General features: G+C 32.7%; 16 protein-coding genes. 7 read left to right on the top strand and 9 right to left on the bottom strand.

Annotated features, from left to right (window positions below; genetic code table 11):
- Positions 1 to 348: 348 nt before the first annotated feature.
- Positions 349 to 1323: a cation diffusion facilitator family transporter gene (locus tag ACE193_RS01165; protein ID WP_375561196.1), complete on the top strand. Its 975-nt coding sequence runs from the start codon at positions 349 to 351 to the stop codon at positions 1321 to 1323.
- A gap of 116 nt (positions 1324 to 1439) precedes the next feature.
- Here the strand turns inward: ACE193_RS01165 and ACE193_RS01160 are convergent, their stop codons facing one another.
- The 3 genes from ACE193_RS01160 to ACE193_RS01150 form a co-directional block, all read right to left on the bottom strand.
- Entirely contained in the window at positions 1440 to 1940 is a 501-nt protein-coding gene (locus ACE193_RS01160) for a hypothetical protein (protein ID WP_375561195.1), read from the bottom strand.
- Between the two features lie 789 nt (positions 1941 to 2729).
- A complete protein-coding gene (locus tag ACE193_RS01155; protein WP_375561194.1) occupies positions 2730 to 4004 on the bottom strand; it encodes an aspartate aminotransferase family protein in 1275 nt (424 codons plus the stop codon).
- A 92-nt stretch (positions 4005 to 4096) separates the two neighbouring features.
- Positions 4097 to 4972: a cyclase family protein gene (locus ACE193_RS01150; protein WP_375561193.1), complete on the bottom strand. Its 876-nt coding sequence runs from the start codon at positions 4970 to 4972 to the stop codon at positions 4097 to 4099.
- A gap of 207 nt (positions 4973 to 5179) precedes the next feature.
- Here ACE193_RS01150 and ACE193_RS01145 point away from each other — a divergent pair, with 207 nt between their 5' ends.
- Positions 5180 to 6427, top strand: coding sequence for a cation:proton antiporter (locus ACE193_RS01145; RefSeq protein WP_375561192.1), 1248 nt, complete (start codon positions 5180 to 5182; stop codon positions 6425 to 6427).
- Between the two features lie 124 nt (positions 6428 to 6551).
- The gene (locus ACE193_RS01140; RefSeq protein WP_375561191.1) at positions 6552 to 7496 is read left to right on the top strand and encodes a tetratricopeptide repeat protein; all 945 of its coding nucleotides are present in this window, start codon (positions 6552 to 6554) and stop codon (positions 7494 to 7496) included.
- Here ACE193_RS01140 and ACE193_RS01135 read toward each other — a convergent pair whose 3' ends face one another.
- Together ACE193_RS01135 and ACE193_RS01130 are read right to left on the bottom strand one after the other, a co-directional pair.
- The gene (locus ACE193_RS01135) at positions 7497 to 9338 is read right to left on the bottom strand and encodes an ATP-dependent RecD-like DNA helicase (protein ID WP_375561190.1); all 1842 of its coding nucleotides are present in this window, start codon (positions 9336 to 9338) and stop codon (positions 7497 to 7499) included.
- Positions 9339 to 9564: 226 nt separating this feature from the next.
- A complete protein-coding gene (locus tag ACE193_RS01130) occupies positions 9565 to 10140 on the bottom strand; it encodes a hypothetical protein (RefSeq protein WP_375561189.1) in 576 nt (191 codons plus the stop codon).
- 266 nt (positions 10141 to 10406) lie between these two features.
- Between ACE193_RS01130 and ACE193_RS01125 the strand changes: the two genes are divergently transcribed.
- Positions 10407 to 11714 carry an RsmD family RNA methyltransferase gene (locus tag ACE193_RS01125; RefSeq protein WP_375561188.1) on the top strand — a complete coding sequence of 436 codons (1308 nt, stop codon included), beginning with the start codon at positions 10407 to 10409 and terminating at the stop codon, positions 11712 to 11714.
- A 297-nt stretch (positions 11715 to 12011) separates the two neighbouring features.
- Entirely contained in the window at positions 12012 to 17273 is a 5262-nt protein-coding gene (locus ACE193_RS01120) for an Ig-like domain-containing protein (protein ID WP_375561187.1), read from the top strand.
- A gap of 172 nt (positions 17274 to 17445) precedes the next feature.
- On the opposite strand, the gene guaA is transcribed toward ACE193_RS01120, so the two are convergent.
- From guaA to ACE193_RS01100, 4 genes are all read right to left on the bottom strand, one after another.
- On the bottom strand, positions 17446 to 18984 hold the full coding sequence (gene guaA / locus ACE193_RS01115; RefSeq protein ID WP_375561186.1) for a glutamine-hydrolyzing GMP synthase: 1539 nt from the start codon (positions 18982 to 18984) through the stop codon (positions 17446 to 17448).
- Between the two features lie 99 nt (positions 18985 to 19083).
- Positions 19084 to 20313, bottom strand: coding sequence for an MFS transporter (locus ACE193_RS01110; protein ID WP_375561185.1), 1230 nt, complete (start codon positions 20311 to 20313; stop codon positions 19084 to 19086).
- Positions 20314 to 20463: 150 nt separating this feature from the next.
- Positions 20464 to 20700, bottom strand: coding sequence for a hypothetical protein (locus ACE193_RS01105; protein ID WP_375561184.1), 237 nt, complete (start codon positions 20698 to 20700; stop codon positions 20464 to 20466).
- A 138-nt stretch (positions 20701 to 20838) separates the two neighbouring features.
- A complete protein-coding gene (locus ACE193_RS01100) occupies positions 20839 to 21618 on the bottom strand; it encodes a Stp1/IreP family PP2C-type Ser/Thr phosphatase (RefSeq protein WP_375561183.1) in 780 nt (259 codons plus the stop codon).
- 337 nt (positions 21619 to 21955) lie between these two features.
- Between ACE193_RS01100 and ACE193_RS01095 the strand changes: the two genes are divergently transcribed.
- Both ACE193_RS01095 and ACE193_RS01090 read left to right on the top strand, forming a co-directional pair.
- A complete protein-coding gene (locus tag ACE193_RS01095) occupies positions 21956 to 23905 on the top strand; it encodes a hypothetical protein (protein ID WP_375561182.1) in 1950 nt (649 codons plus the stop codon).
- A gap of 3 nt (positions 23906 to 23908) precedes the next feature.
- Positions 23909 to 24130: a hypothetical protein gene (locus ACE193_RS01090; RefSeq protein ID WP_375561181.1), complete on the top strand. Its 222-nt coding sequence runs from the start codon at positions 23909 to 23911 to the stop codon at positions 24128 to 24130.
- Positions 24131 to 24133 lie beyond the last annotated feature (3 nt).

Raw genomic sequence — 24133 nt, 5'->3', positions numbered from 1 at the left:
TCAAAATGTATCAAACACAATTTTACCACACAACCTGATTTCTACGTGATGTTCACAGCATTTTACATCCATCTTTTGATTAGAATCAATAATTTTTTCTTTTGTATAAGAAACTAAAGAAATTAGAACAATAAATAAAATGAGTATTTTCATAAAAGGAATGGTAAGTTTTTACAACTAGGTTATTTGCAAAATAGGAAGACATAATAAAGATACAAAACTTAAAACTTAGTTTACTTTTTGATGTTTTTGAGTTTGTACCTATCTTTGAGTATTCTTACAAATTAAACAGTAAGAAATTTTTTTATCAAAATCCTATTTTTACCCAACTGAACTTTATCAAAAATTATGGCTTCATCATCAAAAACGGCTGTCTATGCTTCCTTAGCAGCTAATTTAGGAATTGCAATTACAAAATTTATTGCTGCTTATTTTACGGCAAGTTCGGCAATGATTTCGGAAGGAATTCATTCCGTAGTTGATTCTGGAAATGCAATTTTGATTCTTTTGGGGCTGAAATGGAGTCAGAAACCAGCCGATGAAGAACATCCTTTTGGATATGGAAAAGAACTTTATTTTTGGACACTCATTGTAGCCATTCTTATTTTTGCGATTGGTGGAGGAATGTCTATTTATGAAGGAATAGCGCATCTCAAACATCCGACTGAATCTTCTGACCCTACTGTAAACTATATTGTTTTGGTTATTGCTGCAATTTTTGAGGGGGCAGCGTGGTTTTTGGCATATCGTAAAATAAATATGGGAAGAGGAAAGAAAAGTCTTTGGCAGACTGTAAAAGACAGTAAAGACCCAGCTACTTTTGCTGTTTTATTTGAAGATACGGCTGCTATTTTGGGTTTGATAATCGCTTTTATTGGTGTTTTTTTAAGTCATACATTTGATGAGCCTCGTTTTGATGGTGCTGCTTCCGTTCTTATTGGAGTTGTCTTATCGATTGTTTCTATTATGTTGGCGTATGAAAGCAAGGGACTTTTGGTAGGAGAAGGTGCAGATCCTCGTTTAGTTAAAAAAATTCATGCTATTGTCAATGCAGATAAAGAAGTAAAAGACTGTGCAAAACCTCTTACAATGCACTTAGGACCTGAAGAAGTATTTTTAGCTTTAGATGTGAAATTTAGCCCAACACTTACCGTAGCCCAACTTTCGAAGGCGATTGTACGATTGGAATCTACAATTAGAGCAGCACATCCAGAAGTAAAACGGATTTTTGTAGAAGCAAAATCTGCCTTTAATCCTGATGATATTTTTATTGATAATGTAGAAGATGATGATGAAATTGAAGGAGGATTTGTAGGAGAATAATAATAAATTCAGAGGTACATTAAATACACTTTGTAGCGAGAATTAGTCAGCTTTTTCCTATAAGTAGAATGCTTTCAAAAAAAAGGAGTTTCAATTATGAAACCCCTTTTTTTGTTTTAAATCAATCCAAACTGTGTATAATGATGTTTGAAGTGTTTGTAATGAAAAAGCAAAGTTTCTTGTGCCTGTAAATCTCCCAAAAAAGGATTAAAACTATAAGCATCATCTTTTCCTTCATAGATTTCAAAAAATCGTTCTAAAGAAGATAGTAATTTTGCTTTTGCTTCTATAATCGTAGGGTTTGTGTAATCTGGCAAACCAAAACGAAATGCAGGATTATCCAAATTTTTAGGCATATCAGCAAGTGAGTAAATTAATGCTTTTTTAGCTTCCTCTTGATTAGAATTAGGAGGAATAGGAGGTGTTTTTTTGATAATTGTTGAGCTAATAACAGCCGTGTAAAGATGTTCTATCATGTGTTGAGGAGTCATTTTTCCCCACTGAGGTTTTGTTATTGCCAAAAGTTTTGATGTAGCTGCTGGAATAGTTGTTTGTAAAAAGCGTTTGGCTTCTATAAGTCTATAAGGTTCTATAGTAAGTGTAGAATCAGCGTTCATTATAATTATTTTTTTGAGTAAAAGAATAGTCTAAATTTCTATTTTTGCATACGCAAACAAAAAAATAAAGTTTTTTATATTTGTGCTATATAGGGCAAATACTACCATTTATGACCATGGAATTTCGGCAGAAGTGGATTAAATAGTGATTAGTTTTTAGTGATAAACTATTAGTGGAATGGCAATTATCACTTTATCGTTTTTCTGTCTATTGAATAGCTTTCAAAATTATTTTTGTGAGCCTTTTTTTATCTACTTTAATAATAGTTTTATATTTTTGTGTCTATCATCCAATTTGAAAGCAATCTAATAAAAATGAAATTCTTTTACCTATTTCTTGCTTTTTTTCTAATTTCTTGTCATAATGATAATGAAAAAAAACTATTACTGATGAAGAGATAGTCAATATAATTATTAGAGATTATGTTGATTCAGATTATCCTTGTAGATTACCTTCTCCTCCAAAAGAAGGGTTTACAAATTATGATAGTTTGGAAATAGAGTTTAGAAAAAATAGTGTTTGTATGTTATGTTTTAGTTCCAAACCTAATATTGAGTTAAATAAGATAAATTCTGCAAACTACCTTATAAATTTAGAATCTTGTTTAGATACTGAAGATATGCATCTAAAAATATGGAAGATATTTAGATGTGATTACAGTAATGAAGTGTTTGTATCTTTTAGTGTTACAAAACGATATTCTTATACATTTGAAGTTGAGTGTGTTTTTAAGGGAAAAGAATATACATCAGAAGTTATTTATTCTGCCGTACATTAAACATTTAATGCTATTGTTTTTCTTCCGTCAATCGAATAGCCTCTAAAATAATCCCACACGCCTTTTTTATTTCTTTTTTTGTAATGATAAGAGGAGGAGCAATTCGCATTGAATTATCGCAATACAAAAACCAATCAGAAAGCAAACCTAAGTCAAGACAATGAGCAATTACTTTTTGTAAGAAATCAAAACTCTCAAATTCTACTGCCAGCATCAAACCAATTCCACGAAATTCTTTTATTGCTGTTGTCTTAGTTGGATTTAATAATTGCTTGAATAATTCGTGTTTTTCCTCCACATTTTCTAATAATTTTTCTTCTTGAATTACTTTTAAAGTTGCCAAAGAAGCCACACAACTTACAGGATGCCCTCCAAAAGTAGAAATATGCCCCAAAATTGGATTATCAGAAAGGCAAGACATCATCTTTTGAGAAGCCATAAAAGAACCAATCGGCATTCCTCCTCCCATTCCTTTTGCAGCCACAACAATATCTGGAATTATATCAAAATGTTCGAAAGCCCAAAGTTTACCCGTTCTGCCAAATCCACATTGAATTTCATCACAAATCAAAATCGTTCCTGTTTCAGTACATTTTTTTCGTAAGGCTTGTAAATATTCTTTTCTTGGGATTCTAACTCCTGCTTCTCCTTGTACAGTTTCTATAATTACGGCTGCTGTTTTTTCTGTAATTTTGGAAAGATGAGTTTCATCGTTAAAATTAATATGGTCAATATTTGGGAGCAAAGGTAAAAAAGGCTCTTTCCATTGCTCACTTGTTCCTAATGAAAGTGCTGCGTGTGTAGAACCGTGATAAGCATTATGACAACCTATTAATTGTGTTCTTCCTGTAAATCGTTTGGCTAATTTTATAGCTCCCTCAACGGCTTCACTTCCAGAGTTTACAAAATAAGTGGCATTCTGAGGTGTATTTTCGTGATTTGTTATATCAGAATTTTTATCACTTTCATTATTTAGAAAATCTTGCCCTAAAGTAGCATTAAAGGTTTTTGAAAGAGCCGTAGCAAGCTGAACTTGTGGCGTTTGTATAAACTCTCCATAAACCATCAAGTGCATATATTTTCGAAGTTGTTTCTGGATTGCCTTTATTACTTTTGGGTGGCGATGACCCACATTACTCACTCCAATTCCTGAAATAATATCAATCCATTTTTTATTTTTGCTGCCAAACATATAAATTCCTTTTGCATTATGAACTTCTAAGGCAAGAGGAAAAGGTGATGTTTGAGCGACATGATTTAGGAAAAGTTGGCGAGATGAAAGCATATATCAATTACGAATTAAAGATTACGAATGAAATGACATACAAAACTACTAAATTTTTTAAAACCTCGTTGACGGTGAAGTCTCAACGACGGTTATTGTATGCTATACAAAACAGGTTTTGAAGGAACAGCATCAATTTCTAAAGACGGAATTTGGATATTTAATAAATACATTCCATCTTTTATTTGATTATCTACAAAGATGAGTTCGGTAATCGTGGCGTTTTTTCTAACTTCTGAAAAGTCACTTTCGCTATTTTTATCATTTGTATTTTTAGTGAGAATATTCCAAAAACCTTTATGAACTGATAGTTTTCCTTTGTCCCATTCTTTATCCACAGAAGGCAAATCTAAAAGTAAATGATTGATATTTTTTTGTGCTAAAAATTCGCCTATACTTGGTTCTAAATACGGAGGGTTTTGTCCTGAATAATTTCTAGTTTTTTTATCATCAGAATTTGGAAGTGTACGAATGATTAGAGCTTCATAAGGAATAGAATTATTATCTTCTTTTTCTAATTCATTCAATTTTTTCTCAAGATGTTTTTTCAGAATTACTTCATCGTCTATTTCTGCTATTTCTTTTAACTGACCAAACTCCCCATTTTCTAATTCTTTTTCTGTAATTTTTTTAGGTTCTAAAGTGATTAAGCGAGCCACAAACCAAAATGTTTTCAAACATTGATTTATAGTTACATTATTTTTTTCTTGATTATTCAAATGTCCATAACATTCTGTATGTGTGCCGTTTCCGTGTGGGGTAAGACTTACTCTTTGATAATTACAGACTCCTCCTTCTGCGACGCTTCCAATAAAAACACCTTCAAAACGAATGGTTTCAAAAGTAGGTTCTTCGGCATGATAACAATTTGCATTGTGATTGCCTGCTTGTAATGGAATCGAAATATCTAAAGGTTTGGATAAATCAGCAGTATAATTTTGATTATTTATTGAATAATTGATTTTCATAGAAAAAGATAAAATGTATTTTTTGATTAGTAGTATTAGCTTAAAATTAGTATTTTTAACTTTTGCAAACAATAGTAACACAAAAACTATTTATTTCAAAATCATTACTATTTCCAAATATGTCAAAGGCAAGCCTTTGCCCTACAAAATTAAATTTTGTTTGTCTTTATTTCTTAATTCTAACTTCTGACTTCATACTTTATTTCTATGGATTTATTCCACGCCTTTACTGTTCTTATTGTGCTTTCTGCTGCTTTTGCTTATATCAATTATCGATATTTGAAACTTCCTACTACGATTGGTTTGATGCTTATTGCGTTACTTATGTCATTGGTTATTGTTGGGTTGGGGCAGTTTAATCCTGTTATTTTTCAGAAAGCACAAGAGCTTGTCAGAAGTGTAGATTTTTCTAAAGTATTGATGGAAGTAATGCTTAGTTTCTTGCTTTTTGCTGGTGCGCTTCACGTAGATACGCCCACACTTGCCAAAGAACGAACACCTATTATTATTTTTGCTACGATTGGAGTTACGGCTTCTACTTTTATTATCGGAACGGCAATGTATTTTATTTTGGGCTGGTTAGGACTTGGCGTAGATTATATTTATTGCTTACTTTTTGGTTCTTTGATTTCGCCTACTGACCCTATTGCTGTTTTATCGATTCTGAAAAGCGCAAAAGTTCCCAAAAATTTAGAAGTAAAGATTGCAGGAGAATCACTTTTTAATGATGGTGTTGCTGTGGTTGTTTTTCTAACAATTTTTCAAATGGCTCAACAAGGTGTAGAAAATACTACCTTTTTAGATATTTTAGAACTCTTTGCTGTTGAGGCGATTGGAGGAATTGCTTTTGGTTTGGCTTTGGGTTGGGTGTGTTACAAACTGATGTATTCGATTGATAATTATGTAGTTGAAGTCTTGATTTCTTTAGCGATTGTGATGGGTGGATATGCTTTAGCTGCTTATTTGCATACTTCAGGTCCTTTGGCTGTTGTGGTGGCTGGTCTTGTAATGAGTGCAAAAGGAAGAGAATTTGCGATGTCAGATTTGACAAGAGATTATGTAGATAAATTTTGGGAACTGATAGATGAAGTGCTGAATGCCGTTTTGTTTGTTTTGATTGGTTTGGAAGTTTTGGTGCTGACTTTTGATGGTAAATATTTGATTGCTGGTGTTATTGCGATTGTGGTAGCTCTTTTATCTCGTCTTATTTCGGTGGGTTTGCCTATTTCTTTTATGAAATTGAAGAGAGATTTTATTCCAAATACAATTCTGATTCTGACTTGGGGAGGTCTTCGTGGAGGGATTTCGGTAGCTCTTGCGCTTTCTCTTACGCCAGATATGGGAAGAGATTTATTTGTAACAATTACTTATGTGGTTGTCGTATTTTCTATTGTGGTTCAAGGTCTTACTGTTAAGAAATTGGTAAAGAAAGAGATTGTGAAGGAAGATAGATAAACAACAGAGCATAAAATAAAAGACATTATTGAAACCTAATGAAATTTTTCTTGTTTTGTTTTTTGAGAAAAAAAATATTTATATTTGGTTGTTAATAATAACATAAAAAATAATAACTAAGAAAATGAAAACTATTTTTTCTGTATCTCTGCTGATAGTCATAAGTTTATTTTACATTCAAACTTCTTTTGCCTGTCTAAATTTGGAAACAAAACGATTGAAAAACGGAGAGTATATTTATGAAGATGTTGGAGATCTTGTTCCTTACGGTCATATGTTTGTTGTGGAAGAGGATGATTACAAAGAAATAATAAAAGATTTAGATAAATTGTACAAGAAAACAAAAGATGTCGATTATCTTTCTGACAAAGGCTATATTTTGATTTTACAGAGAAAATATGAAGAAGCTGTAAAACTTTATATTGAGTTAGAAAAAATAAAACCAAATCGTTATTCTACTGCATCCAATCTAGGAACTGCTTATGAGCTTTTGGGGGAAAATGAAAAAGCACTTTTTTGGATAAAAAAATCAGTTGAAATTGACCCATTATCACATAATAATTCAGAATGGTTACACGTAAATATTTTAGAAGCGAAAATAAAAGGAGAGAAATATGTAAATAGTAATTTTCTGATAAATACGAACTTTGGGCAAGAAAAAGAACCTAAAACAGATTTGTCTAGAAAAGAATTATTAAAACTTCGAACAGAATTGTTTTTTCAACTTAATGAACGTGTATCATTTATCAAAGATAAAAATGAAATTGTGGCACTTCTTTTATTCGAACTTGGTAATCTACACATTTTGGTAAATTCTCCTTACGAAGCGAGTTTAACTTATGAATCTGCAATAAATTATGGTCTAGAAAGCTCTATTATAAAAGAGCGTTTGAAGTTATCAGAAGAAAGAATGAGGCAACCAAAGATTAAAAAAACTGATATAGAAAGAGTTGAAGAAAAGATAGAAAATTATTATCTTGAAATTACAGCAAGTGTATTATTTTTATTGTTTGTTACTTTTCTTGGAATAAAATATATTCGAAATAGAAAATCTAAAAGTAAATTTTAATCATTTCTTCAATTCTATTTTATGCAGCCTAGAAATAATTGCATCTTTATCTCTGTCCATTATTTTGGTTATTTCTTTTATGGTGTGTCCCAAATGAAATAAATCTTTGAGTTTTTGCTCTTCTTTTATCGTCCAACGTTTGTAGTTTTGTTGAGTTTCTTTATTTTGATTTATTTTTTGAGAAGGTGTGTTTTTTTGGTTGATTGATGGATAAACTTCTTCTTGCTGCTCTTTTTTCTTTTCTTCTATTTTTGATTCTGCTTTTACTTCATTTTTTTCTTGAATAGGTTGAGGTGCAGTCAGTTTTTCTGCCCAAAATAAAAAGTGTGTTCTAAATTCTTCTGTCTTTATATCATTCCGAAATTCAAGTGCATTTATAAAGTTATCATAAACACCTTCAAAGTCTTTGTTTTTGGCTGCTTGTCTTGTTTTTTTGTAATAAAAATCTGCTTTTCCATCATTTATTTGTTGTGAAATGGCAGCTTTTGAAGTTTCTGTTTTGGCAAATGCCATCACTCTTTTATCGGTTTTGATAGCTCTATGAGGAATGGGAGAAGCCAAAATCAAGCCTTCAAACGAAGTACAACGACTCAACGCAACATAAACTTGACCTGCTGCAAAGGCATTTCCTACATCTGCAATTATTTTTTCAAAGGTAAGTCCTTGACTTTTATGAACCGTAATTGCCCAAGCTAATTTTAGAGGAAACTGCGTAAATGAACCCAGTTCTTCTTCTTCTATTTTTCCTTTTTCATCGTTCCAGACATATTTTATATTTTTCCAAACTTCCTGTTCTACTTCAATTTCATTTTTAAAATCATCTTCTACAATTATTTTTTCACTTTCCAGTCGGATTATTTTTCCAATTTTTCCGTTATAATATTTTTTTTCTTTGTCTGAATCATTCTTTACAAACATCACTTGTGCATCAAGTTTTAATTCAAGACTTTGATTCGTAGGAAAATTTCTCTCTGGAAACTCTCCTTCTATTTTTGCTTCAAATTTTTGCAGAGGGGCAGTCAGACGAATTAATTTTTCAGAATTTATTTCACTCACTTTTTCATTATGCGTACAGAGCATAATACAATTTGTGTGTTTTTCGAAGTCAAATTTAGGGTCATATTTTTTATTTAGTCCCTGCAACTGGTCATAAGTAAGATTGCTATTTCTTATTTTATTGAGAAGATTGATAAAACGTTGGTCTTTCTGACGATATATTTTTTTGAGTTCTATATAAATGGGTTCTATTTGCTGAATTACCTTTGAACTAAAGAAGAATTCACTCTCATAATATTCCATCAAAATTTCTTTGTGTTCCTCTTTCATAACTGGAGGAAGCTGAAAAGTATCGCCAATCAAAAGAACTTGTACACCACCAAAAGGAACAGTTTCTTTTTTGCGAAAAATACGTAAAAGTCTATCTATCACATCCAATAAATCACAACGCACCATCGAAACTTCATCAATAACCAAAATTTCTAGGCTAGTAATAATTTTCCGTTTTTCTTTAGAATACACAAAATGTTCGAAAATAGTGCTTTTATCATCATCACCCATCTTGGAATCTTTGCGAAGGCGTTTATCATTCGGAACATACAAACTGGGAGCTATTTGAAAAAATGAATGTATCGTTTGACCACCTGCATTGATAGCAGCTACACCCGTAGGTGCAACAATAACCATTTTTTTGTCGATAGTCGTTTTGAGATATTTCAAAAAAGTAGTTTTTCCTGTTCCTGCTTTTCCAGTTAGGTAAATGGTTTTTTCGGTATGCTTGATAAGGTCTAAAGCATTATTAAACTCTATATTATCTTTATCTAATTTTATGTTATCTACAATCATTGTTTTACACCTTTCAATTTTATTTGATATAACTTTCCTCAAAATAAAAGTACTAAAAATTTGATTATAAATTCTCATATATTTGGTTTTTTACTCAAAAAAATAGCACACAAAATCCTAAACAGAATTTTATGTGCTACTTTGAAGAGGAATAAAATAAATAATTTAAAACAATGGACTCAGAAAGCAATTTCCACTTATCACTTATCACTTATCACTTATCACTTTATTCAACTGTTACATCAAATTCTACTTCAATATCAGTTTCTCCACCTGCGTTAGCGATATTTCCATCTTTTACACCTTCTGCATTTTTGTTTGGTTCGTGGCGAAGTGTAATTTTTAATTTTCCTGTTGAGGGTTGGTTTGTTGTTACCATTGTTTCGATTCCTACTGGATTATTTTCTGTAGAATTATCAATATCAGCATAAAAAGTTGAAATTTGTACGCCAGTCGCTTCAAAGAAAAATTGGTGGTCTGCACTTTCTTCTTTTACTTCTGTTGTGATATTCTCTCCATTTATTTCATTTAATAGCTCAATTTTTCCTTCATAAATTGTATTTGCTGCAAGTGTTCCTCCTGTAATGACAGGGTTATTTCCACCATCTCCATCCAAGTCTTTGAAAGAAAAAACAACAGTTTTTGTGCCTGTTGTATCTGTTGTTGTTAATGTATAAGTCAGAGTTGTGATTAATTCTTCTTCATTTGCTATTTCTGGGTTATCTTTTTTACACGAAGAAAATAAAAAAATAGTAGAAAAAAGTAACACTAAAAAGTAAAATGAATTTTTTGATAAAGTCATAATTCTGAAAAATTAATATGAAAATTAGGGTAAAATTTAATTCTAAATGCAACTTTGTTGCACTAATAAAGCTCAAAGATAAAACTGATTTTTTGTAAATGCAACTTTGTTGCAATTATTTTTTTGAATGGAATAAAGAATTGATGTATTTTTGTGAATGATTTTTTCCTCAATGACGGTTTAGACCTCGTTGACAGTTTCAGAAAAAGCAAATAAAAACCGTCGTTGAGACTTTGCCATCAACGAGGATTAAAATATCTATATGTATGAAATCTACTTTATCTTTATCAGAAAACTATCCCAATTATTATGCACTCTTACAAAAAGATATTCAGATTTTTATAGAAGAGAATAAAGAAAAAGAAATTACACAAACACTCTTAAATCTTCCAAAAGAATATCAAGGTTTGAGAATAGAAATTGGCAATCAAATCAAATCACTTCAAAAATCAAAGTCAAAGATTTCTCTTTGGTATAATTCTGATAAAATACTTTTTCCTCCTTCTTTGTCTATCGAACAGGCTTCTTCTGAAATTACGGCAGAATATAAAGCGAATCTATTAGGAAGTGATACAAATAACGAAAATAAAATACTTGTAGATTTGACAGGAGGAATGGGAGTGGATAGTTTTTATTTTTCTAAAAAAGTAGGAAAAGTAATTTATATAGAACAGAATGAACTTTTAGCAAGCATCGCACAGCATAATTTTGAAGTTTTGGGTGCAACTAATATTGAAGTTATTTGTGGTAATTCAGAGGATTTTTTAGAAAAAGCTAAAACTGAAAATTTAGTTTTTGATTGGATTTATCTTGACCCAGCTCGTAGAGATGATGTGAATAAGAAAGTTTTTTTATTGGAAGATTGTCAGCCGAATATGGTGGATTTGTGGGAATCATTTAAAAATGTGGGGAGTAAGTGGTTTCTCAAAACTGCTCCTTTATTAGATATTCAATTAGTTTTGAATAGACTTTCTAATGTAGAAAAAGTAGAAGTTGTAGCACTTCAAAATGAATGCAAAGAGGTTCTGTATCAGCTTAATAGCTCCGAAAAAGAATTAGGGAATAAAGAACTAATTATAAATGCTATAAACTTACACGGCAAAAATAAACAAATACAAAAAATTACTAAAGATGATGTAGTGCAATTTGGCTTTTCATTAGATAATGAAAAAGATATTTTTGTTGATTATTCTATCAAAAATGAAATTTTGAATTATTTATACGAACCAAATGTAGCTGTTTTGAAAGCTGGTGCTTTTAAAAGTATTGCCCAATATTATGAGCTGCATAAACTTTCTACTAATACACATTTATACACTTCAATAGAGTTGAATAAAAATTTTGTAGGGAAAATATTTGAAATAAAAGAAGTATTGACTTATTCTAAGAAAGAAGTTAAAAGAAAATTTGGTAAGCAAGGCTTCAATATTGTTACCCGTAATTTTCCTATTTCAGTAAAAGACCTCAGAAAACAGTTTTCCATTTTAGAAGGAAAAAATGAATTTTTATTTTTTACGACTATTACGTCTAATTCTGTCGATGAAAAAATAGTCTTGAGAGTAGAGAAAATTTAAAATGGTTTTTAATCTCTGTTTTTCTTACACTTTGCTTAATCTCCTTCATTTGTTCACAATCAAGTAATATAAGATAGTTAATTTTGTAAATAATAAGTTTGAGTAACACTTCCTAAAAATAGGTCTTCAACTACTCATTTTAATAGCTTTTGTGCTATTTTAGTTGTTTCTTCAAAATTGAGTAATGGATATAACAAGTCTGTTTTGGAAGTTTACACAACACAATTTTCTTTTTTATTAACAATTTATTCATATTTGATTATGTACAAACACGTACTAAAAAAAATATCATTTGCTTTGATACTGCTACTCTCCTTAATTGGATTGCAAGCACAAGCACAAACTGATATTGTTACTTGGACATTTGAAGGAGATGTATCTACTACTGCAACTGGAACAGGTACTGCCTCTGCTGGATCAGGTGTAGGTAATGAGAGTTTTCCTGCTGGAAATGGTGGTGGAGACTCTTGGTCTTTTACTGGTTGGAGTGATGGAGCAATAGATACAGATGCTTATGTTCAATTCTCTACTTCTACTTCTGGATTTGAAGCAATTCAATTTTTATTTGATGAGCGTCGTTCAGGTACAGGTATTAGAGACTTTGAAGTGCAATATAGCACAGATGGAACTACTTTTACAGCTATTCCTACTACTGTAACAAACGTGCCTGATAATACATCTTATCGTTCTCATGCCTTTGATTTGTCAGCTATTACAGCACTCAATAATCAAGCTACTATTTATTTTCGTATCTATGGTTATAATGCAGAAGCAAGTACAGGAACTTGGCGTTTTGATAATGTAAAAATACAAGGCACACCTGCTGCTACTACATTATTTTTCTCTGAATATGCAGAAGGTAGTGGTAGTAATAAAGGTTTAGAAATTTACAATCCTTCTAATGCTACTGTTGATTTGAATGCAGGAAACTTTATTATAGAAATTTATAGTAATGGAGCTACAACAGTAAATCAAACTATAAGCCTAACAGGTACAATTACTGCCCAAGGAACTTATGTAGTTACTGACCCTAGTGCTGCTAATGCTACTTTAAATGCAGCTTCTAATCAGACAGGAAATACATTTTTTAATGGAGATGATGCTGTTGTACTTAAAGAAAATGGTACTATCATCGATGTTATTGGACAAGTAGGCTTTAGACCAACTTCTGAGTGGGGAACTGGTTTGGTATCTACACAAAATAATACTATTCGTCGTAAATGTTCTGTTACTACTGGAGATATTAATCCTAATGATGTTTTTGACCCAGCAACTGAATGGGATGGTTTTGCAGAAGATACATTTGATGGGTTTGGTTCGCATTGTCCGACAGCAATCATAAATGTAACAGGAACACCATTAACAGCCTTTACAACAACTGCTCTCAATACACCTTCTGCTGAACAATCTTATCAAGTAAGTGGAACTGCTCTTACTGCTGATATTACTATTACTGCTCCAGCAAACTTTCAAGTTTCACTAACTTCTGGAGCTGGATTTGGAACAAGCGTAACTGTTCCTTTTGCTACTGCAAATGCAGGAAATGTGACTGTTTTTGTTCGTTATAATCCAAGTGCTGGTACTTCTCATAGTGGAGATATTACGAATGCAAGTACAGGAGCTGCTACTCAAAATGTAGCTGTTACAGGAACTGTACCTCCATCTTTGATGACGATTGCCATTGCTCGTACTCGTCCTGTAAATGAAATTGTTACTATTGAAGGAGTTTTGACTGCTGCTGACCAATTTGGAGGTCCTGCATTTATTCAAGATGCAACAGGTGGTATTGCTATTTTTGATAATCAAATACATGGTGGAACTTATCCTATTGGACAAAGTCTTAGAGTTACAGCAACACGTGCTGATTTTAATAATCAAATTCAGCTTAGTAATGTAACTTCTGTAACCGATTTGGGTGCAGGAACGCCAGTTGTTCCTCAAGTAATTACTCTTGACCAACTTGATGCTCATAGAGGAGAATTAGTCAAAATTAATGCTGTAACTTTTCCAAGCCCAGATGCATTTTTGTTTGGAAACTCTAATTATAATGTTACAAATGGAGCAAATTCGGGTGATGTGCGTATAGATGGAGATACAGATTTGGCAGGACGTACTCAACCTAATACACCTTGTGATGTTGTTGGAGTGGTAGCTTATTTTCAAACAGCTTCACAACTAATCCCTCGTTTTCAAGCAGATTTGCCTTGTACAAATGTATATGTTTCTCCTACTGCTTCTACTGTAACAGCTTGTATTGCTTTACCAAAAACATTAGAAGTTTCTACGTATAATGTAGAATGGTTTGGTTTTGCTCAAGGTGGTACTCCTTCTGGAAATACTTCTCCTGCTGCTCAAAAAGCAGCCGTAAAAGCAATATTAAAAGATAAAAATTCGGATATTTATTTCTTACAAGAGATTAATAATACAGCATTGATGCAAGAAATTGCAACTGAACTTACTGCTGAAACTCCTGATACATGGGCAGTTTTGTTTTCTGAAAGAACGTCTTATCAAGCAACTTCCCCAATCGCTGAAACTCAAAAAGTAGGATTTTTATATAAATCAAATATCATTAATCCACAGTTTAGTTATCCAATGCACGAGAGTATTCACCCTTATTATAATGGTGGTGCTATTGACCCTGCTCTTGCAGCTTATCCAGAAGCAGACAAAACTCGTTTTTGGGCAAGTGGACGTTTACCATTTATGATGAGAGCTGATGTTACATTGAATGGAAGCAGCGAAGAAGTAAACTTTATTGTTCTTCACTCTCGTTCAGGTTCGGCGCAAGATAGATATGACATGCGTCGTTTTGATGTAACTCTATTGCAAGACTCAATTTCTGCTTGGCTTGGAAATGACAAAGTAATTATGGGTGGAGATTATAATGATGATGTTGATGAGTCTATTTACGAAGTAGGAGGAATACCTCAAACTACTTCTTATGATGCCTTTACGACTCGTCCTGCTGATTATACTATTTTATCAAAAACATTGAGTGATAATGGTTTCCGTAGTACAGTTGGTTTTAGTGATATGATTGACCACTTGACAGTTTCGAATGAACTTGCAAATGGATATATTGCTAACTCTGTAAGTGTTGGTTATGAATATTATGATGGAAACTACGAACGAAGTACTTCTGATCACTTTATTGTTTCGGCTCGTTTAGAAATTGTTCCTTTAGCTTCTTGTACATTTACAGCTACTGCAAACAGTTCTTCTCAAATCACTTTAGATTGGGCAGATAATTCGAATATCGAAACTATGTATGTAGTAGAAATGTCTTTAGATGGAACAACAGGTTGGACTGCCATTACAGGGTCGCCATTTGCTGCAAATAGTATAAATTCAGTAGTTACAGGTTTGAATGCAAGTACACAGTATTTCTTCCGTGTTCGTGCTGAAGAATCTGCTACAAATTTCTCTGAATGGGTATTGGCAAACGCAACTACACTTGCTACAACGCCAACTCCTCCAACAGTAACAACTCTTTTTCCTGCTGATGATGCTACAAACGTAGCTATTAATACAAACCTTGTACTTACTTTTGATAGAAATGTACAAGCTGGAACAGGAAATATTACAGTTACAGACGGAACTACACCAATTACATTCCCTATTGCTGGTAATGCAGATGCAACAGTTACTATTGCTACAAATACAGTAACAATAAATCTTACGGCTGATTTAGCTACAAGTACTTCATACAATGTACTTATTGCTACTGGTGCAATAGAAGAAGCAGGAACAGGTGCTGATTTTGCTGGATTTGCTCTTGCAACAGATTGGAACTTTACTACTGCTGCAACTACACCACCAACAGGTGGAGGTGGAGGATCTACTCCAACAGTTACAACTCCTACTAATTTTAGAGCAGTAGCCATTTCTACTTCTCAAATCAATCTTACTTGGGATGCTGTAAATGGTGCAACTGGTTATATTCTTTATAGAGGAAATACAGTAGTTTCTACTTTAGGAACTGTTACTTCTTTTGAAGATACAGGGCTTGATGCTGATACATTCTATAATTATAGATTAGTAGCTACAAATGGAGGTCGTCAGTCTGACCCAATTCAAGCAAATGCAAGAACATTCCCTGCAGCTCCTTCTTTGTTGTCAGTAACAAGTGCATGTAGTGGTAGTGGTGGAGTTATTCAAGTAGCTTCTACAGGTGCAGTTTATCGTATCTATGCAGATTCTGTTTCTACCACACCATTGTTTGAAACAAATATTGCAACAATTACAAGCCCTTCTATTACAGAAACTACTACGTTTTATGTAAGTGTAGTAAGTAACGGAAATGAAAGTACACGTACTGCAATTACAGTAAATGTAAATCCATTACCAACGGCAACTATCTTAGAAGACAGAGTTTTCTCTTGTGCTTCTACAGGAACAATTACAGCAGAAGAAGTAAATGGAGCATCTTATACGTGGTTGGTAAATGGTGTTTCTATAACAACAACTAGCATTCCTACTTACGAAGCAACTCGTTCTGGAAATTATCAAGTACGAGTTACTCTTAATGGTTGTTCTTCTACTTCTGATATTACTCCTGTTCGTTTGAACTTTGCTCCGATTGCAGAAATTGCTCAAGGTATAGTTGTTCGTTCTTGTGAGTCTTCTGCTACAATTAGTGCAAGAAATTCAGCTACAAACGATAGTACAACTACTTACGAATGGACAAGAAGTAATGTAGTAGTTGGAAATACTGCTTCTATTTCTGTTTCAGAATCAGGAGTTTATACGCTTACTGTTACTCAAAATGGTTGTTCTGCAACAGATGAAATTACTGTTGAGATTAGTACAATCAATCCGAATGTATCATTTACTGCTTCTCAAGCTACATTCTGCCCAGAAGAAGAAGTAACACTTACAGTAGATAATCCTGAGCAAAATGTTAATTATACATGGGTTCGTAATGGAAGAGTTCTTCGCAACATTACAGGAACTGAATATACAACTTCTATTGGTGGTGAATATAGAGTACAGGCTTCTCAAAATAGTTGTACTGTTCTTTCTACTCCAATTACAATTATTCGTACTCGTGTAGAGCCAGTTTATTTGCGTACAGAAAATGATATGTTGAGTGTTGAATCTATTACTCCAATTACTGATGTTGTTTGGTTCTTGGAAGGTGAAGAAAACGCTGCTCTTGCAGGTCAGATGAGCTTCACACCAGAAACGGCAGGTAATTATTCGGCTCGTGTTACTTTTGATACAGGTTGTCAAGGTTCTACTCGTACAGTTTATTATTCTATTCCTGAAGTTCCAGTAGTTACAGGAGAAGATGATATTATTGATGTAGAAACAATCGTTTATCCAAATCCAAGTAAAACAGGTATTTTCAGAATTCAGCTTTCTACTTCTATTACTTCTGATGTTACTTTTACAATTACAGATAATATCGGTCGTGTTTTAGAAAGCAAAGTAATAAAAGCAAGTGAAATTTCTACACTTCAAACTCTTGATTTGAGTCAGTATGCAGCAGGAATGTATGCACTTACTATTGATACAAAACAAGGAACTGTAATCAAGAAAATTATTATTGAATAAACACTAATTAATTCTTGAATTAATTAAAAGCAAAAACCTTCACTTTTTGAGTGAAGGTTTTTTTGTGTTTGGATAAAAAACTGAATTACAGTAGGTCAAAGGCAAGCCTTTAACCTACAAATACAAAATGTTTTTATGAAAAAAAGCAGTTTGGATTTACAATTCAAAAAATCTATTCCCATTCAATAGTAGCAGGAGGTTTTGAACTAATATCATAAACTACACGATTTACACCTCTTACATTATTGATGATTTTATTAGAAATATCGGCCAAAAACTCATAAGGCAAATGACACCAATCTGCCGTCATTCCATCCAAACTTGTAACAGCACGCAAAGCGACTACATTTTCATAAGTACGTTCATCGCCCATTACACCCACCGAATTGACAGGCAAAAGAATAGAACCAGCTTGCCAAACATCATCGTACAAACCTGCTTCTTTGAGTCCATTAATAAAAATAGCATCTACTTCTTGCAAAATATCAACTCTATCAACTGAAACTGCACCCAAAATACGAATAGCTAATCCTGGACCAGGGAAAGGATGGCGTTGTAATATAAAATTATCGATGCCAAGCTCTGCACCAACTCTACGTACTTCATCTTTAAACAAATCACGTAAAGGTTCTACAATTTTAAGATTCATTTTTTCAGGAAGCCCACCCACGTTGTGATGTGATTTGATAGTTGCAGAAGGTCCTTTTACGGAAACAGATTCAATTACATCAGGATAAATTGTACCTTGTCCGAGCCATTTTACATCTTGAATACGTTTTGCTTCTTCATCAAAAACTTCAATAAATGTAAAACCGATTGCTTTTCGCTTGTCTTCTGGGTCGGTTTTGTCTTTTAGTTTGTGATAAAAACGTTCTTTCGAATCTACACCAGTTACATTCAAACCCATTTTATGATAGGTTTCCAAAACTTGCTCAAACTCTCCTTTTCTTAAAAGACCATTATCAACAAAAATTCCGTATAAGTTTTTTCCAATCGCTTTATGAAGCAAAACGGCAGCTACCGTAGAATCTACACCACCCGAAAGAGCCAACACAACTTTATCGTTGCCTAATTTTTCTTTTAGAGCTTTAATGGTGTCTTCTGCAAAAGCAGCAGGTGTCCAGTCTTGCGAACATTTACAGATATTAACTAAGAAATTTTCTACAATCTTTTTGCCGTCTGCTGAATGTGTTACTTCTGGGTGAAATTGCAAACCATAAGTAGGCTCGCCTTTGAAATGATAAGCTGCAACAGGAATACTAGCTGTTTTGGCAATCACTTCAATAGAATCTGGTAGAGAATAAATACTATCTCCATGCGACATCCAAATTTGAGAATCGGCTGTAATGCCTTCTAAAAGTGGATTTTCTGTAACAGGAATTAGTTTTGCTCTGCCATATTCACGAGTTTCTGAACGTTTTACTTCGCCTTCGTGGGTATGCGCCAAAAGCTGCGCTCCATAACAAACGGCTAAAATAGGTAGTTTTTTGCGCCATTCTGAAATCTGTGGTACTCTAGGTGAATCTTCTTGATGCACCGAATACGGACTCCCTGAAAGAATAATTCCTTTTACTTCATTTGAAGATAAATCAATATTAGGAATATTATTAAAGGGATGTATTTCACAAAATACATTGAGTTCACGAACACGACGAGCAATAAGCTGTGTATATTGTGAACCAAAATCTAGGATAATAATTTTTTCTTGCATACGCAAAGGTAAGAAAAGCCTTTTTTTCTAAAAACTTTAATTGAAGCAAAAACTTACCAAATGAAAATTAAATCAAGATTGTTTCAATAACTTCATTATCTAATCTTTCACAGATTTTATCAAAGGAAATACAAAAAGTGAAGTTATACCAATGCAAACGGCAATTACTCCTACCCAGTTATAATGAATAAGTTCTTTTGTAGGTGTATTTGCTTCAAAGACAATAAAACCTCCAATAATAGAAGCTAACGCAGAACCAAGCTGTTGAACAGAAGAATTCAAACTCATAAAACTAGCTCTTCTTTTTGCAGGAATTGCCATAGTAAGTTGGGTTTGAGCAGGTATCATACGTCCACTTCCAAAAACAAAAAAGAAAGTAGTTACAGATAAAGCCACCCAAATAGGCGTAGAATCTAAAATAATACTAAGGTGAGTAAGCAGACCAACAGCAATGAATGAAATAGGAAGAATAATATTGAACATTTTTCTAGCTCCAAAACGATCGACATAACGTCCGAAAAAAGGTGATGTGAAAATCGTAAAACCTCCTCCAATAAAATAAATAAGTGTAATCTGTGATTCTTCAAAACCAATATTACGAATCATATAAGGCGTAATAAATGGAATAATCATAAATTGCCCCAAAACAAGCGTAAAAGTAAGTAGCAGAGCAAGACGAGCATTTCTAGAGTTTAGAAGTTGTAAGAGTGCTTCTCTACGAGTTTCTTTGTGTCCACTTCCTTTATCATCTCTGTTTTTTGCGTCTATATGTCCACGTAATGAAGGAATATATTTGAAAGAAATAATCCAAATAATAAAACTCAAAACACCTAAAAGCTGAAAAGGAGCGTGCCAGTCAAATTTTATGGCAAGATACAAACCTGTCGGAACACCAATAACAGATGCCACCGAAAAAGCCATCATAATTATTCCTACTGCTTTTCCTCGTTCTTCAGCTACAAACAAATCACTAGCCATAGCCAAAACTAATGCACCAATTACACCTCCAAAAAAGCCTGCAATTCCTCTAAAAATTAAGAAAAAATAAAAATCAGGAACAAAAGAACAGGCAAAAGTAGCCATTCCAAAAAAGGCATAAACAAACAAAAAAGCAATTCTTCTATCAAACTTATCTAAATAAACTGCACCTAAAAGTCCTGCTACAAAAGCACAAGAAGAATAAGCCGAAACTAAAAGTGCATACTCTTGAGGAACAATTTCGAAGAGCTTCATGAGCCTATCACTCAAGGGCATAATTATCATGATATCCATGATATGCGTAAAATTGGCAGCAGCCAATAAAAAAAGAATAAAGGATTTGTTTTTCACAGTATATATAAAAACAGCTTTCAGACTGTCATAAAGATTTTTAATTACACAAAAATATTCTAACACAGAGTAAGCAAGGTTAGTTTTGTTTTTTTGTTTTTTTACCTTTATTTTCTAGTTTGGATTCCTATTTTTATCTTAAACAACCTCTTAATTTACTTTAGGAAAGTTATCTACATACTTGATTTTGAAATCGCCAAAATTATCGACAATCTGAATTTTATAATCAGCAAAGTTATCGACAATTTGCCATTTTCCTACTGAATTAGCAAAGTTATCGACAATCTGAACATCTATATCAGCAAAATTATCAACTACTTGTACTTTATAATCTGCAAAATTATCTACAAACTGAATTTTTCCATAAATACGAGATAAATCGGGCATAATTTATTTTTTTTAAGTGTAGAATGAGAAATTATTTACATAATTAAGTTACAAAATAATAACGATACTATCCAACTTATTTTTTACTTGTTCCTTCTCAATCTTCTTACTTCATAAATCTGGCTTCTTACTTTATTTTTACTCAACTTTCTCAATAAGCTGAATCGTAATATTATCTTTTCCTCCTGCTTGAAGAGCATGTTCCATAATTCGTTCAATTTTTTCTTCCAAAGTAAGTGTGTCATTTTCAAGAAAATTTTTGATTTCTACATCGCCTAGTTCATTGGAAAGTCCATCAGAACAAAGTAGAAATACATCTCCTATTCTAATATTTTGTAAAACCCTTCCCAAATTAGCAATATCAGGTTGAGCATCATCAGAACCTAAAGCACGTTCTATCAAGTTTCTTTTTGGGTGATAAAGTGATTCTGCTTCTGTGATTCTACCTTCATCAATCAAACCTTGAACAAAAGAATGGTCTTTTGTCAGTCTAATAAGCTCATTATTTCTAAAAATATACAAACGACTATCGCCTACATGGGCGCAAAAAGTAGCATCTGGATGAAATAAAATGGCTACACAAGTTGTTCCCATTCCTTTTAAAAGAGAATCAGTTTCAGCCTCATAGGCAATAGCAGCATGAGCAGAAGCAAAAGATTGGTCTAAAGCGTCGTTTAGTTTTGTTAAATCAAAGCGTTTCGAACTCATATATTCTCCTATTTTTTCTATGGCAAGTGTAGAGGCTCGCTCTCCTCCCAAATGCCCTCCCATTCCATCACAAACAATACATAAAAGACCGTTGGGAGTTTTGAAGACAGCACAGGCATCTTCGTTATGTTTGCGAATATTTCCTGTATGTGTTTGTTGAATGTAAACAAACTCGGCAAATTGAGCAGATTTTAGATTAGAAAGTGGCATAAAACCAAAAAGGCAAAATTGTTTGTGTGTGATTTTTTATTTCAACAAATATAATTTGTTTTATGCAAACAATACTATTGAGATTAAAAAATGTTAGGCTTGCAGCGTTTTTTATTGATTTTTAATTAAAATACTTAATTACTTTTTCTAAAATACTCTTTGTCTAAAAAAACCAAAAATGATTTTATTTCGTTTAGAAAGAAAAGATGAAATAATAGAATAGGTATTTTTCTCAAAAAATCGTATTTTTATAATTCTTGTATAATAACTATATTAAATTTGGAAAATAGTTACTAAAATTATCCTAAAAACTAATCAATAGCCGTTCATCAAAATTATGACAAGTAGTCCGTTTAAGGTATTGGAAGCGTATGGACGCAAGGACAAAGAAATTTTTTTTGGTAGAGATGCCGAGATTCAATTACTTTTCAAAAAAACTACGGAAAGTAATTTAGTTTTGGTATATGGTGCGTCTGGTACAGGAAAAACAAGTTTGGTACATTGTGGTTTGCCCATTTGTTTTTCTTCTGATGACTGGCTACCTCTTCATGTTCGTAGAAAAGACCATATCGGAACGGCAATTTTGGAAGAAACAAATAAATATCTTCAACGAAAACTCAAACCACACACCCCTTTGCATCTTGCCATTAAGGCACTTCACATGACATTTTTTCGTCCTGTTTATGTAATTATTGACCAATTTGAGGAATTATATATTTCGGGAAGTAGAGAAGAACAAAATCAATTTTATGATTTTGTGCAGACTGTTTTGTCTAGTGAATATAATTGTAAGGTTATTTTGGTCATGCGTGAGGAGTATTTGGCTGATTTATCCCAATTTGAAGAGCGTGTTCCTCAGCTTTTTGATTATAGAGTACGTGTTGAAAAAATGCGTCGAACCAATGCCAAAGAAGTTATTTTAAAATCGGCACATGCTTTTGATATTCAAGTAGAATATCCAGAAGAAACGGCTGATTTGATTGTTTCGCAGGTAGCAGAAGAACGTAGTTTGATAGAACTTACTTACCTTCAGATTTATTTAGACCGTCTTTATGAACTTGCAAAAACCAAACAAGGCGTTTTGGCTGGTTATACCAATAACATAAATAGCAACTGGGCAGAACCTATTATTTTTAATCCTGAGCTTGTCAAAGAACTTAGTACGATAGGCGATGTTTTGGGAGAATATTTGGAAGAACAAGTAAAAAAAGTCCAAAATCGTTTGCCAAAAACAGAAGAACGACAAGTTTGGACAATTCTGAATCTTTTGGTTACAGAAGACGGAACTCGTGTGTCAATGGATTTGCATGAAGCTACAAATCTCATGTATTCGCATGGAGCAAGTAAAGAAAATATAAAATTTTGTTTAGAGGAACTCAGTAAAGTTCGTATTATTCATCTTTCCGAACAGCGTGTTGAGTTGGCTCATGACAGCCTTGCTCTAAAAATTGTTGAAAGGCTCACAACAGAAGAAAAAAATCTAGCAAAAGCAAAAGAAATTCTACAAACAGGACTCAAAACCTACCAAAATACAGGCGAAGTACTGAGTAAAAATAGTCTTTCTCTGATTGAACCTCATTTAGAAACTCTTCAACTTACTCTTGACGAACAAGAATTAGTTACAAAAAGCAAACGTAGAGCAAAAGCAAATAAAGTCATTAAGACGATTTCTTTAATAGCTATAATTTTGATGCTTGGTGTTTTGGCTGGTTGGGCGTTACGTGAAAGAAGTATTGCTATTGATAGAAAAGAGGAAATAGAGATGCAAAATGAACAAATGAAATTGCAACTCAATAACTCAATGAAAATTAGTAAAAAATTAGATGACCAACTTGGAAAACTGGTAGAAAAAGAAAAAATACTAGAAGAAGTTCTGAAATTAGATAAAAATACTTTCCGAGTGATAGAAAATAAAAACAAGGAAATCAATCAGTTGGGAGTAACGGTAGATGCACTCAAAGATAGAATTGATAAAAAAGCAAAATCTCAGGAGCAGATAGAACGAAAAGCAAAAGCGAATGAACTTTTGACAGAAGCCTTATTAAAGGCAGAATATAATCCCAATTATTCTATTCGTTTGGCAGAAATTGCAAATCAAATTTATCCTAGTCAGAATGCCAAAACTACAATGGAAAATATTTATAGAGACCATTTCTTGAGAAATTATCCAACCAATAAAAATATTTCTATTTATGAAAATGCAAAGAATCTTTTGAAAAGTAATCAAATCCCTAAAATTTCAGAAACTCAAAAAAGAGATTTAGGAATTACACCATTTGAAAATTAAATTATGAAATATTTTACTCTGCTATTCGTATTTTCTTTGTTTTCATTTTTGAGTATAAAAGATTTACCTATTTGGAATCCAAAGCAAGGTGTTTTGGTAGATAAGAGTAAAGAGGGAGAAGCTGAGTTTATAGCAAATCAGAAAAAATATTTTGCTATGGTAGAAAAAGGTTATGAAAACTTATCTGAAACAGAGAAAGAATTTTTGGTTCTTCCGACAATTTAGCGA

Origin of the sequence: Bernardetia aquimarina, assembly GCF_042180575.1 — a bacterium.
Lineage (GTDB): Bacteria > Bacteroidota > Bacteroidia > Cytophagales > Bernardetiaceae > Bernardetia.
This window is presented reverse-complemented; position numbering and strand designations above follow the sequence as displayed.

Excerpts from the sequence above, each read along its gene's own strand:
- ACE193_RS01165 (WP_375561196.1), top strand. The coding sequence starts at position 349 with ATGGCTTCATCATCAAAAACGGCTGTCTATGCTTCCTTAGCAGCTAAT.
- ACE193_RS01160 (WP_375561195.1), bottom strand. The coding sequence starts at position 1,940 with ATGAACGCTGATTCTACACTTACTATAGAACCTTATAGACTTATAGAA.
- ACE193_RS01155 (WP_375561194.1), bottom strand. The coding sequence starts at position 4,004 with ATGCTTTCATCTCGCCAACTTTTCCTAAATCATGTCGCTCAAACATCA.
- ACE193_RS01150 (WP_375561193.1), bottom strand. The coding sequence starts at position 4,972 with ATGAAAATCAATTATTCAATAAATAATCAAAATTATACTGCTGATTTA.
- ACE193_RS01145 (WP_375561192.1), top strand. The coding sequence starts at position 5,180 with ATGGATTTATTCCACGCCTTTACTGTTCTTATTGTGCTTTCTGCTGCT.
- ACE193_RS01140 (WP_375561191.1), top strand. The coding sequence starts at position 6,552 with ATGAAAACTATTTTTTCTGTATCTCTGCTGATAGTCATAAGTTTATTT.
- ACE193_RS01135 (WP_375561190.1), bottom strand. The coding sequence starts at position 9,338 with ATGATTGTAGATAACATAAAATTAGATAAAGATAATATAGAGTTTAAT.
- ACE193_RS01130 (WP_375561189.1), bottom strand. The coding sequence starts at position 10,140 with ATGACTTTATCAAAAAATTCATTTTACTTTTTAGTGTTACTTTTTTCT.
- ACE193_RS01125 (WP_375561188.1), top strand. The coding sequence starts at position 10,407 with ATGAAATCTACTTTATCTTTATCAGAAAACTATCCCAATTATTATGCA.
- guaA (WP_375561186.1), bottom strand. The coding sequence starts at position 18,984 with ATGCAAGAAAAAATTATTATCCTAGATTTTGGTTCACAATATACACAG.
- ACE193_RS01105 (WP_375561184.1), bottom strand. The coding sequence starts at position 20,700 with ATGCCCGATTTATCTCGTATTTATGGAAAAATTCAGTTTGTAGATAAT.
- ACE193_RS01100 (WP_375561183.1), bottom strand. The coding sequence starts at position 21,618 with ATGCCACTTTCTAATCTAAAATCTGCTCAATTTGCCGAGTTTGTTTAC.
- ACE193_RS01095 (WP_375561182.1), top strand. The coding sequence starts at position 21,956 with ATGACAAGTAGTCCGTTTAAGGTATTGGAAGCGTATGGACGCAAGGAC.
- ACE193_RS01090 (WP_375561181.1), top strand. The coding sequence starts at position 23,909 with ATGAAATATTTTACTCTGCTATTCGTATTTTCTTTGTTTTCATTTTTG.